The organism is Pseudoalteromonas distincta (assembly GCF_000814675.1).
In the GTDB taxonomy this organism is placed as follows: domain Bacteria; phylum Pseudomonadota; class Gammaproteobacteria; order Enterobacterales; family Alteromonadaceae; genus Pseudoalteromonas; species Pseudoalteromonas distincta.
This window is the reverse complement of record NZ_JWIG01000025.1, coordinates 37,683-50,449: the sequence shown is the minus strand read 5'-3', so window position 1 is coordinate 50,449 and position 12,767 is coordinate 37,683. Positions and strand designations below refer to the sequence as shown.

The 12,767-nt window shown below is 40.9% G+C and carries 11 protein-coding genes; 7 read left to right on the top strand and 4 right to left on the bottom strand.

What is annotated here, in order from left to right:
* Positions 1–206: 206 nt before the first annotated feature.
* Complete coding sequence (gene efpL, locus QT16_RS15730; protein ID WP_002962153.1) at positions 207–779, bottom strand: elongation factor P-like protein EfpL; 573 nt, start codon at positions 777–779, stop codon at positions 207–209.
* 194 nt (positions 780–973) lie between these two features.
* Between efpL and QT16_RS15725 the strand changes: the two genes are divergently transcribed.
* Complete coding sequence (locus QT16_RS15725; protein ID WP_039489238.1) at positions 974–1,360, top strand: MmcQ/YjbR family DNA-binding protein; 387 nt, start codon at positions 974–976, stop codon at positions 1,358–1,360.
* A gap of 35 nt (positions 1,361–1,395) precedes the next feature.
* Here QT16_RS15725 and QT16_RS15720 read toward each other — a convergent pair whose 3' ends face one another.
* The 3 genes from QT16_RS15720 to fadI form a co-directional block, all read right to left on the bottom strand.
* Positions 1,396–1,905, bottom strand: a complete 510-nt coding sequence (locus QT16_RS15720; RefSeq protein ID WP_002962149.1) for a GNAT family N-acetyltransferase — start codon at positions 1,903–1,905, stop codon at positions 1,396–1,398.
* A 74-nt stretch (positions 1,906–1,979) separates the two neighbouring features.
* Positions 1,980–4,187: a fatty acid oxidation complex subunit alpha FadJ gene (gene fadJ / locus QT16_RS15715; RefSeq protein WP_039489236.1), complete on the bottom strand. Its 2,208-nt coding sequence runs from the start codon at positions 4,185–4,187 to the stop codon at positions 1,980–1,982.
* Positions 4,187–5,497 (bottom strand): acetyl-CoA C-acyltransferase FadI, encoded by a 1,311-nt coding sequence (fadI, locus tag QT16_RS15710; RefSeq protein ID WP_004335629.1) that lies wholly within the window; start codon positions 5,495–5,497, stop codon positions 4,187–4,189. Before fadI ends, fadJ begins: the two co-directional genes overlap by 1 nt.
* A gap of 306 nt (positions 5,498–5,803) precedes the next feature.
* On the opposite strand from fadI, the gene QT16_RS15705 reads away from it, so the two are divergent.
* The 6 genes from QT16_RS15705 to QT16_RS15680 are packed head-to-tail and all read left to right on the top strand — an operon-like array spanning position 5,804 to position 12,725.
* On the top strand, positions 5,804–6,760 hold the full coding sequence (locus QT16_RS15705) for an AAA family ATPase (protein WP_004335627.1): 957 nt from the start codon (positions 5,804–5,806) through the stop codon (positions 6,758–6,760).
* A 3-nt stretch (positions 6,761–6,763) separates the two neighbouring features.
* Positions 6,764–7,708 carry a DUF58 domain-containing protein gene (locus tag QT16_RS15700; RefSeq protein ID WP_004335626.1) on the top strand — a complete coding sequence of 315 codons (945 nt, stop codon included), beginning with the start codon at positions 6,764–6,766 and terminating at the stop codon, positions 7,706–7,708.
* Positions 7,709–7,710: 2 nt separating this feature from the next.
* Complete coding sequence (locus QT16_RS15695; RefSeq protein ID WP_004335624.1) at positions 7,711–8,145, top strand: DUF4381 domain-containing protein; 435 nt, start codon at positions 7,711–7,713, stop codon at positions 8,143–8,145.
* Positions 8,138–9,124, top strand: coding sequence for a vWA domain-containing protein (locus QT16_RS15690; RefSeq protein ID WP_039489233.1), 987 nt, complete (start codon positions 8,138–8,140; stop codon positions 9,122–9,124). The genes QT16_RS15695 and QT16_RS15690 overlap by 8 nt, the downstream gene beginning before the upstream one ends.
* Positions 9,124–11,073, top strand: a complete 1,950-nt coding sequence (locus QT16_RS15685) for a VWA domain-containing protein (protein WP_039489231.1) — start codon at positions 9,124–9,126, stop codon at positions 11,071–11,073. The genes QT16_RS15690 and QT16_RS15685 overlap by 1 nt, the downstream gene beginning before the upstream one ends.
* Positions 11,067–12,725, top strand: a complete 1,659-nt coding sequence (locus QT16_RS15680) for a BatD family protein (RefSeq protein ID WP_039489229.1) — start codon at positions 11,067–11,069, stop codon at positions 12,723–12,725. The genes QT16_RS15685 and QT16_RS15680 overlap by 7 nt, the downstream gene beginning before the upstream one ends.
* Positions 12,726–12,767 lie beyond the last annotated feature (42 nt).

Genomic DNA, 12,767 nt, shown 5'->3' with positions numbered 1-12,767 from the left:
TGCTTATATATGGGGTCTATTTAACGTTAAGAAAATTACGCTAGAACTAGGCAAAAGTTTTTATATCTAGTTGTTCTCGGCAATTGCTCCCTGCATTGCTCTACCTCCTGCATCCATGCAGTCGTAAATAAAAAACTTTTAACGACGTTATAGTGCAATTTAATTCGTTAAATTGATCAAAGATTTATGCAGGTTGGTATTACAAGTTACTTTTCAGCACGACCCATAAATTTGTGTTCAACAGTATTAATACGGATACGGTCACCTGTTGAAATATGCTCTGGCACAGAAATATTTAAGCCAGTAGACATACGTGCAGGTTTTGAACGAGCACTTGCAGATGCACCTTTAATAGATGGGTCTGTTTCTTCAACAACAAGTTCAACACTTGATGGTAAATCAAGTCCTACTGGCGCGCCATCAATAACAATTACATGTACGCCTTGCGTTTCTTCATTAACAAATAAAATTTCTTCGCTAATAGCATCTTTGTTTAAGTTGTAAGGCGTGTAATCTTCATTATCCATGAACACATACTCGTCGCCATCAATGTACGATAGCATTACTTCACGGCGTGTTAAATCAGCCAGCGTTAGCATGTCACTGTCTTTGAATGTTTCGTCAACTTTACCACCGGTTACCACATCGTATAAACGCATACGGTATAAACTACCACCAGCACGACCTTGCGGCACAGAGCGCACAATATCTTTTACAACTAAAACGCGGCCATTGAAGTCAATAGCAGTACCTTTTTTAACATCACTCGCCTTTGGCATGTGTGAATTCCTATTATTTTTTTGATTGGCAGAAACATACCACGAACTGGATTTTGTTCAACTAAAATTACGTTGGTTTTACGCTACATGTTGTATTAGCTTGTAAAATTTTAATTTATACTAAAATACATATAATCAAATGTGAAAAAAACTGCTATTGTAGCTTTACCGAGTATGACTTCAAGGAATGGATCATGGACCAGAAAAAAGTACATGAGTATTTAGTTAAAAAACCACTTGTTCAGGTTACAAAACCATTTGCGCAAGAGGTTGATGTATATAAAGTGAATCATAAAATGTTTGCGACTCTTGCTATTGGCAATGACGGTCAAACTAATGATGATGGTGAGGTTATTTGGTGGCTTAACTTAAAGTGCGATCCTGATGAAGCAATATCATTGCGTGATACTTTCCCGGCAGTGATCCCTGGTTACCATATGAATAAACGCTTATGGAACACAGTAATTTTAGACGGCACAATTGCACAAGGTGAAATTGAGAGAATGATTGATAACTCATTTAATTTAGTCGTAGAAAATATGCCAGAAAAAGACCGCAAAGCTATCGCACTTCACTTGTAGCACTTTTTGGGCTAGGCTACTAGCCCATTAAAACCTTAAACCTTAAGCGTATAAATTAAATCGTCGTATAACTTTTCGCCTATTGTATGCACTTTAAAAAGTGTATCGGTATGGGTTAAGCCGCACTTACTAAGCACCTTTTCAGAACCAATATTGCCACGCGTTACGACTGCTTTAAACTGCCTAATACCACATTCTTTCCAAGCCCAATCAATCACAGCTCTTAACGACTCTGTCGCGTAGCCTTTATTAAAATACTCTGGCAATAATAAATAACCAAGCTCTGCGGTTTCTCCGTCATAGGCAAAGCCTGTAACACCCACTGGTTGTTTTGTTTTATTATTAATAATGAGTAAGCACAGTGGATGGCGTGATTTAGTATTCCACTTAGGTAAGCGTATCTCAAAGCGGTTTCTTATCAGTGACTCCATTGGCATATCAAAACAATACTTAAGGACCTGAGGATCGCGATGAAGCGCTAGAAAAAGAGGCCAATCAGACTCTTCTATTTGGTACATGCTCAATCTTTGTGTAAATAATGTCATTAAGCTCCTCATTTAAATATTAAAAATCATAAAAAAACCGCATTTAAATGCGGTTTTTATAAACAGTAGAAACTTTATTCTTTTGTTTCAATCTCTTTAGTAACTTCAGGCTCAGTGACACTTTGCTCTTGTGGCTCAGTGCTTTGTACTTCAGGAACTACAACCTCAACAGTTGCTGCATTATAAAAGGTAGTACCAGAGCTTGCCATTGTTACCAGTGACTCACATGGAGCAAAGTTAGCATCGCTGTTAGCTAATGTAGACATATCAGAGCTTATTTTACTTGCGCCTAATTTATCCATATAGCTAAACGGGCCACCTAAAAATGGTGGGAAACCAATACCAAATATTGCACCAATGTCACCATCACGAGGGCTTGCAATAATGCCATCATCTAAACAGCGTACTGCTTCGTTAAGCATTTTTGATACACATCGCTTAGCAATTTCGCTTTTGTTTAAACGTGGAGCTGGGGTAACACCCAATAGTTCGTAAACTGACTCATCAACCTTTTTGCCTTTTTTGTCGTACTCATAAAAACCACGACCCGACTTACGGCCAAGGCGTTTTGAATCAATCATACGCATAAATGCATCAGGGCCTTTAAAACGCTCACCTAATTCTTTTTCAAGAATTGGGGCAATTTTAGAGCCAATATCAATACCTACTTCATCAAGTAGAGCCAGCGGTCCTACCGGAAAGCCAAACTCAACTAGGGCTGCATCAATCTTTTCAATTGGCTCACCCGCAAGCATTAAGTTAGCAGCTTCATTTAAGTAAGGCGCTAAAATACGGTTTACGTAAAAACCGGCCATGTCTTTTACAACAATTGGCGTTTTACCTTGCTTACGTGCAAAGTTAACAACGCGAGCAATGGTCTCTTTAGATGTACCTTCGTGTGGAATAATTTCCACTAATGGCATTTTTTCTACTGGTGAAAAGTAATGTAAGCCAATTACATTTTCAGGACGAGCTGCCTGCGCTGCAATTTGCGAAATTGGTAATGATGACGTGTTACTAGCAAAAATTGTATTTTCTTGGCATTGCTGCTCTACGTCTGCAACCATACCTTGCTTAAGCGCAAGATCTTCAAACACCGCTTCTATTACTAAATCAATGTGTTTAAAGCCGCTGTAGTCTGTTGTACCTGTAATACGGTTCATTGTTAACTGCATATCAGCTTTAGACATAATACGGCGCTTAAGGCGCTTGTCTAAAATTTTGTAGGTGTAGCTCATTGCATTACTAATGCCCTGCTCTGCTACATCTTTAATACGTACCGGTACTTTAGCTTTAACAGCACTTACATGCGCAATACCTGCGCCCATTAGTCCACCACCTAAAACAGCAGTTTTGCTAATTGCGGGTGCGTCATCATTGCGCCACTCTTTTTTCATTTCAGTGGTTGCAAAGAAAATACCGCGAAGCGCTTTCGATTCGTCACTCATTACAAGTGTTGCAAAGCTTTCAGCTTCTGTTTTATACGCTTTTAGCTCATCAAGCTCTACACTAGCACGCACAGCCTTAATAATAGCGAGTGGTGCTGGGTAGTGCCCGCCCGTTTTTTTAAGTACGTTTTCTTTAGCTTTTTTAAAGATAAAGTTACGACCAAACGGGTTTGACTCTAGTAATTTACTAATATTGTCGAGCTTTGGCTCTTTTGCTTGTGGCTTTTTCTTAGTCGCAAATTCTTTTGCAACTTTTAGCAGCACACTGTGTGGTACACAGTCATCAAGCACGCCTGCTTTTTTAGCTTGCTTAGGACGAATTTGTTTACCTGTTAGCATCCACTCAAGTGCTTTTTGAATACCAACAATTTTAGTTAAGCGCTGCGTACCGCCACCACCAGGAAGTAAACCAAGCTGCACTTCTGGTAAGCCAATTTTTGTTAAATCGCTGTCGGTACCAACACGGTAGTCACACGCTAAAGCAAACTCTAAACCACCACCTAATGCAGCGCCATGAATCGCACTTACTGTAGTGTATGGCAGTTTTGTCATATCAAAAAATGCTTGATGGCATAGTTCGCTAATAGCTAAAGCATCATCACGCTTTTGAACGCTATCGAGCATTTTTACATCGGCGCCAGCGATAAAGTTATCGCTTTTTCCGCTTATAAATACCATGCCTTTTACATTTTGCGACTTAGCGTCTTCTAATAATGCTTTTAAGTCATCGGCAAAACTACTGCGCAGGGTATTCATTTTCTCCCCTGGCACATCAATCGTTACTACGGCAATTTTGTTTTCATCTACCGCTAAATTAAATACTGAATCAGTCATTACGCGCTCTCCAATACAAAGGCTGCACCTAAACCACCAGCAGCACACGCTGTTGTTAATGCCAAACCGCCACCACGACGTTTAAGCTCGTGTAAGCTTTGCGTAATTAAGCGTGCACCTGTTGCTGCAAATGGGTGACCATATGCCAAAGAGCCGCCGTTAACGTTAAACTTATCCATGTTAATTTCGCCAATTGCTTTGCTGCGACCTAAATGCTCTTGTGCAAATTTGTCTGAGGCAAACATTTTCATATTGGCAAGTGTTTGCGATGCAAACGCTTCGTGCATTTCAATTAAGTCTAAATCAGCAAGCGTAATACCCGCTCTATCTAGTGCAATAGGCGTTGAATGAGCTGGGCCCATTAACATGTCTTTTTCTACGCCAATTGCCGAAAATGCAAAGCTACGTACGTAACCTAGTATTTCATAGCCAAGTGCTTTTGCTTTGCTTTCGCTCATCATAAGTACGGCCGCTGCACCATCAGTTAATGGTGTTGCATTTGCGGCGGTAACAGTACCATGCTGACGGTCAAAAACAGGTTTAAGCTTGGCGTAGCCTTCAACCGTTGAGTTTTTACGAATATTGTTATCTTCTGAAATAAAGCTTTTATATGGCGGTAAATGCGCCGTCATTACTTCATCTTTTAACTTACCATCAGCCCATGCTTGCGTTGCAAGTGAGTGAGAACGATGCGCTAATGCATCTTGATCTTCACGGCTAATATTATGTGTTTTAGCCATTTGCTCAGCAGTTTGCCCCATTGAAAGGCCTGTTGAGTACTCTGCAACTGCAGGAGGCACTGGTAATAAGTCTTTTAAGCGCAGTTTTGAAAATATTTTTAAGCGTTGACCAAGCGTACGCGCTTTATTTAAATCAACTAGGCTGCCTGCTAGCTTTTTACTAACACCAATTGGCAGTACTGATGACGAATCTGCGCCGCCTGCAATACCTACACTTACAGATCCCGCCATAATAGACTCAGCTACATTAGCAATAGCCTGAAAGCTGGTAGCACATGCGCGCGATACAGAATATGCATCAACCGATACCGGCATACCTGTGCCCAATACAATTTCACGTGCAATATTTGGCGCTTCTGGCATTTGTACTACTTGACCAAATACAAGTTGATCAATTTCTGACTTATTGAAATTTAATCGTTCAAGCATTTCGTTAACCACCAATTTACCCATATCAAGTGCTGGTACATGGTGAAACGCTGTTGCTTGTTTTGCAAAAGGTGTACGTAAGCCGCTAACGATGGCAATACGGTCGCCCTTTGGTGTTTTTAGTATGTTTTGCTCAGACATTTATGCTCTCCCGCTGACAGGTCTGACCTGTTTGTTTTCCTCGATTCTAAACAACCCGTGCCCTAAAGCCAATAGATAAACACAAATTTATATAAACAGTGTTTAATTACGACTATCACAATAGGCTTTTTTAGACGCATTTACAAAGTTTTGTGGTACGCTAAAATTCGTTAAAAAATAACGAACTATTTTAAAAAATACAGTCTAACTCTTGAGTTACCCAATTATAAACCTTATAAATAGGTCAGTATTTATCACCTAACACTATTAGGTACAAACCCAGCTGACGAGGACAGTCCACTTATTATGGCAGCTAACGCATTTTCACAATTAAAAACGTACTTAGATACACAAATCATTGGCCAGCCAGAGCTTACACAAGCGCTACTTATTGCTATTTTAGCTGATGGTCACTTATTAGTAGAAGGCCCTCCTGGGCTTGCAAAAACACGTGCAGTTAATGCACTTGCTAAAGGCATTGAAGGCTCATTTCAGCGCGTACAGTTTACGCCAGATTTATTACCAGCTGATGTAACAGGTACCGATATTTACCGCCAACAAACTAGCGAGTTTGTATTTGAAAAAGGCCCTCTTTTTCACAACCTAATTTTAGCTGACGAAATTAACCGTGCACCAGCCAAAGTACAATCAGCACTATTAGAAGCCATGGCAGAGCGACAAGTTACCGTGGGTAAAAATACCTATCCGCTTAGCGAACTGTTTTTAGTTATGGCAACGCAAAACCCGCTAGAGCAAGAAGGGACTTACCCGTTACCAGAAGCCCAGCTGGATCGCTTTTTACTGCACCTAAGTATTGGCTACCCTGGCGCAGAGCATGAGCTTGATATACTGCGTTTAACACGCGGCGAAGCGCTTAATGAACAACAACCGGTAATGCAAAAAATTAGTCAAAGCGACTTATTTGCAGCGCGTAAAGAAATATTAGGCCTTTATTTAGCAGAGCCACTTGAGCAATATTTAGTACAACTTATTATTGCTACCCGTGAAGGCGCTAAATTAGACGCGCAACTAGGTAGCTGGATTGAGTTTGGTGCAAGTCCGCGTGCAACAATAGCACTTGATAAATGTGCTCGTGCTCATGCATGGCTTCAAGGCCGTGACTTTGTAGCACCTGATGACATTCAAGCTGTTGTGCATAACGTACTGCGTCATCGCATTATTTTAAGTTACGAAGCCCAAGCCGATGGCATTACTAAAGATCAAGTAATAAGCCGTATAGTTGAACTTGTAGCCGTACCATAAGTTATGCAAAAACAATTAGAAACCCAAGCATGGCTCAAACAGAGCCATAGCCACGGTGTTAATTTAGCACTCAAAGAGCTGATGTATTACAAAGCCAAAGCGCAATTGCTTGAACTTGCCCCTAAGGTAAAAATAAAAAATACCTTAACAGGGCAATACCTTGCACCGCACAAAGGCCGAGGAATGGAATTTGCCGAAGTGCGACATTATCAGCAAGGTGACGATATTCGCTCTATTGATTGGCGAGTTACTGCGCGTACCGGCGAGACTCACACAAAGCTCTTTCAAGAAGAAAAAGAGCGCCCTGTGTTTGTGTTCACTGATTTTTCAAACTCAATGCTGTTTGGCTCAAAGTTACTGTTAAAGTCGGTGCAAGCTGCGCATATAAGCGCTCTTGTTGCATGGTCGGCGTGTCAGCGCGGCGATAGAATTGGCGGTATTGTGTTTAATCAGCACTCGCATTTAGAGCTAAAACCCAGCGCCCGTGAAAAAGCCGTGCTTAAGCTTTGTCATAATTTATGCGACAACCACCAGCAAGCGCTTAACAATATTGATAAAACAGCCACTAACAACTTTAGCGATAACCTAAAGCGCCTTAACCATTTAGCAAAACCAGGCAGCTTAGTGTATTTAGTGTCTGATTTTAATGCTCTGGATGATGCCAGCTTTAAGCAACTTGAAATATTAAGCCGCCACTGCGAGCTGATTGGTTGCCACATAAGCGACCCCTTTGAGCATCAGTTACCTGCGTTTAAGCAAGCCGTTACGGTTAATGCAAATGGTCAAGACTTTGCCCTACCATTAATGGATAACAGCTTTAGAGAACGCTTTGCTAAAAATGCTGAGCAAGCATTTAGCGCGCGCTTTAATCGCCTAACTAAATCGGGTCTTAATTTAATATCATTCAATGCAGCAACTCCGCTTGAGCTGCAATTAGTGAGAAAATAACCATGCAAACCAATCCACTCGATGGCCTGCACGATATAATAGCGCCAAGCCAAGTTAATTGGTGGCCACTCGCCCCTGCTTGGTGGGTTATTATTGCACTGCTGTTTTTAGCACTGTGCGCAGCTATTTATATATTTTATAAAAAACATAAATTTAAAAAGCCTAAACGCTACGCAATACAATTGAGCCAAAGTGAGCAAAACCCTCAGCAACTGCATATTATTTTAAAACGTTTAGTGATTGAATATTACGACAAGCGACTTGCTGCGCAATCTACCTCTAAATGGTGCACAACACTTAATACACTCACCGGTTTAAGCTTTACAGAACAAGAAATACTAAGCTTGTATAACCCCAGCCAAAAAGATACAACCCTGTGCGAAAAATTTCGCCAAGGTATTAAGCAATTTAAAATAAAGGAGTCAGTAAATGTTTGAATTTAGCTGGCCATGGTTATTTTTATTACTCCCCTTGCCTTTATTACTTTTACTATTAAAACCCGCTGCAAGTAATGCCAGTACGCGTTTACGTATACCCAGTTTTGCAAAGCACAATTTAACCAGCCAAAGCATCGAGCCACACGCACGACGTTTAAATCCCCTCGAGTGGGTAATTTGGTTATTACTTGTTACTGCCGCTGCCAATCCAACATGGTTAGATGAGCCAATCTCATTACCAAATGAAGGACGCGATATAATGTTAGCAGTTGACTTATCAGGCTCGATGACCGAACAAGACATGGCTTATAATGGCCAATATGTTGACCGCCTTACCATGGTAAAAGCTGTACTCAGTGATTTTATAGAACAGCGCCAAGGCGACAGGCTTGGGCTGATATTATTTGGCGACACCGCGTTTTTACAAACCCCCCTTACCCGCGACGTTAAAACAGTAAGTAAAATGCTCAGCGAAGCGCAAATTGGTTTAGTGGGGCGCGCAACAGCCATTGGTGATGCATTGGGTCTTTCGGTAAAACGCTTTGCCAATAAAGATGAAAGTAACCGAATTGTGGTGCTATTAACCGACGGACAAAACACCGCTGGTAATTTAAACCCAGAAGATGCCCTACTGCTAGCTCGCGAAGAAGGTATTAAAGTGTACACCATTGGTGTTGGCTCAGATAATCCGCGCGGCTTTAGTCTCTTTAATGTGGGTGGCTCTAGTGGCAGTAATTTAGATGAAAGCTTACTTAAAAAGATTGCCGAGCAAACTAGCGGATTATACTTTAGAGCCAAAGATGTAGCTGGCCTTCAACAAATTTACGCAGAGCTTGATAAGCTTGAACCTATTAGCGCTGATGAACAAACATTTCGCCCACAAAGCTCATTATTTTACTACCCGTTACTTATCGCTATTTTACTTATTAGCTTAAAAGTAATGCTTAGTACACTGCGTGCATTAAAGGAGCCAAACTAATGGATTTTGAATTTATTCGCCCCGCTCTTTTATGGTTACTCATACCTGCTGTGGCATTATTTTTTGTTGCCTTAATTAAGCATAAAAAAACGACTAGTGAGCAGCTAATTGCACCTCATTTAGCACAATTTATAATGAGCGAAGCAAATACTAAAGCCAGCCAGCCACTTTGGTTAGTTGCTTTGTTTTGCAGCCTTGGCATTTTATTTAGTGCAGGGCCTAGTTTTGAGAAAAAACAAGTTCCTGTATTTCAAAGTAAAAGTGCCCGTGTAATTGTTATGGATATGTCGTACTCAATGTACAGCACCGATATTTTGCCAAATCGTTTAATGCAATCACGCTTTAAAGCGCTTGATATGATTGAGCTATTTAAAGAAGGCGATACCGCGCTTGTTGCTTACGCAGGCACGGCCTATGTAATTTCACCACTAACAAACGATGCCACAACACTCAGTAATTTAATTCCAAGCTTAAGCCCTGAAATAATGCCAGACAAAGGCTCAAACGTTTTAGCGGGTCTTGATATGGCCAAAGAGCTATTAACGCAAGCGGGTTATATTGATGGCGACATTATTTTAGTGACCGACGGTATTGACCAACAAGAACAAAGCGACGTTAGTAGCTTTACCAGTAACACCCAATATAGATTAAATATATATGGTGTAGGTACCGCTCAAGGCGCACCAATTAAGTTACCTGAAGGCGGCTTTTTGAAAGACAGATACGGCCAAATTGTAGTACCTACAATTAATGCCTCTCAGCTTAAAAATTTAGCATCAAGCAGCGGTGGTAAATTTGCTAGTTACCAACCTAGCAATAACGACATAAATACGTTTGCCCCAAATGCGCAGAGTGAATTATTGAAAGACGAAAAACAAAGCCATGCGCTTTGGCGAATAGATGCAGGTATTTACGGACTCTTGTTATTACTGCCATTTGGTTTGTATTTATTTAGACGCGCTGCCTTGCTAGGCGCATTTTTAGCTTTTGGTTTTTTACCGCAGCAAAATGCGTATGCCGTAGAGCTCCCTACTCTTTTGCAAAATGCAGATCAACGTGCATTGCAGGCTTACAATAATAAAGAATACGATGCAGCAACACAGGCGCAATCGAGTGAGTTAAAAGGCGCTGCGCTTTACCAGCAAGGTAATTTTGATGCTGCACTTAATGAGTTTAGTAATGATAAGTCGGCTACCGGTTTATACAACTACGGTAATGCCCTTGCCAAAGCTGGTAAACTTGAGGACGCAATTGAAGCGTACAAACAAGCCCAAACCTTACAAGATGACTTTACGCAAGCAGCCGATAACCAAGCCTTAGTTGAGCAATTACTAAATCAACAAGAGCAACAAAACCAGCAAGATCAGCAAAGCGACGGCGACGACTCTCAAGACCAAGATGATAGTCAGAAAAAAGATGATAGTCAGAAAAAAGATGAGCAAAACCAAGGGCAAAATTCTGATGAGTCAAAACAGGATCAGCAACAAAATGGTGATAAAAGCGATTCTGAAAAAGGCGAAAACGAAAGTCAAAGTTCAAGCGATGAAAAATCAGATAAAGAGTCTGAACAATCAAAAGATCAACAAGGTGAGCCTGGCGAGCAATCAGATAAGCAAAATGAGCCTGATATGCAAGCCCAGCCACAAAGCGAACAAGGGCAAAATAAAGACGCTGACCAGCCTAAAGAGGATGAGCAGCAACAAAGTAAGCCACAAGCAATAAGTGAGCAACCCGCCACTGATGAGCAAAAACAAAGTGCTCAGCAACAAGCGATGCAAGCCCAAGCAAGTGAGCTCACTAATGAAGAAAAAGAAAAAGCACAACAGCTTAATCAACTACTTAGAAAAGTCCCGGACGATCCGGCTATTTTATTACGGAATAAAATGCAATTAGAAGCCCAAAAAAGACAATACAAACGTCGCCCTACAGGAGTCGAAAAATCATGGTAATGCGATTATTTTGCTGTTTATTGCTATTAAGTGCGATGCCTTCGTGGGCTGCCACCAAATTAGAAGCCAGCGTAGATAAAAATCCTGTATTAGCGGGTGAATTTTTTATGCTTAATATATCAGTAGACGATACAGTTAAAGGCGAGCAACCAGACACCTCATCGCTGTTAAAAGACTTTGTTGTAGGCCCGACGAGCTTAAGCTCTCGTACCAACATTATTAATGGCAGCATTAATAAACAAACTACGTGGTCAGTTAAACTAATGACCCGTACAGAGGGTGATTACACGATTCCGGCATTTAGCGTTGCAGGGTTAACCTCAGAGCCTATTAAGTTAAAAGTGGCAAAACGCTCAGCTGATGCAGATAAAAATAACGAAATATTTTTAAAAACGTCACTCTCGAGTAATTCATTATTTGTGCAAGAAGCCGGTGTTTACACTGTTAAGCTCTACCTTGCCAAAGAACTGCTTGATGGCAGCTTAAGCACACCAAGTATGGAAGATGCTCAGCTAACCCAATTAGGTAAACAAACTGAGAGTTATGAGCTGGTTGATGGCAAACGCTACCTTGTTATTACTCGTGAGTATTTGATTCAGCCACAAAAAAGTGGTGCCTACACGATTGCAGGCCCTGCGTTTCAAGGGCGAGTACAGCAAAATTACCGCCAACTGGAGGTATCTGCTCTTGGCGATGATCAGCAGGTAGAAATAAAACCAATCCCGAGTGACTATAAAGGCGCATGGTTACCAAGCGAATTGGTTAACCTTGATGAAGAATGGCAACCTAACGACAACACAGTAGAAGTAGGTACGCCTATAACACGTACTATTACGCTTACCGCGCTTGGAGTTACCAAAGAGCAATTACCTGAAATCTCTATGCCTACTATTGATGGCATACGCAGCTATCCTGATAAAAAAGAAAATAACAATGCAGTGCGAGACGGACGCGTTGTGTCGCAGCAAACGGCATCATATGCCTTACTGCCGCAAAAACCAGGTACTTATACTTTGCCTGAAATAAAGCTGCCTTGGTTTAATACCAAAATGAACCGTATTAGCGTAGCCACATTACCAAAGCGTACTATTACAGTAACGCCAAGTACTACCGCGCCTAATACAGCCATAGCAAACCCACAACCCAGCACAAATAATTCACCTACTCTTGAAAATATTTCGAATCAAGCAACTGGCACACAACCTATTGAAACTAAAAGTGATACTCCTCTTTGGTTAATAGTTGTTGCCGCTTCAGGGTATATTTTATGGATTGGTACTGTAATTTTTTACTTAATAAGCCGTTCTACTAAAAATACGACTGAAAAATTACAGCTAAACACCCGTGGTATTTCTCAGCCAAGCTTAAATGAGCTTAAAGCATTAGCTAAAACACACGATGTGAAAGCCTTTTACACCGCATTAAATAACTTTTCTGTAAAGGTGACCCATAAAAATGTTGGCGCGATTGATGAGCTCTGCATCCGCGTAAACAGCAGCGAGCTTAATGGTCTCATTAGCCAATTGCAGGCACAACTTTACAGTAATAAAGGCGCAAACACGGATCTTAATGCTATTATTAAAATTCTTGAGAACTATCAAACTCAGGCATCAAAGTCGCAACAAGCTGTATTAAAAGACCTTTATGATTAATAACTACGAACCTCAGGTCTTTTTTTGCAATAACTAATAATT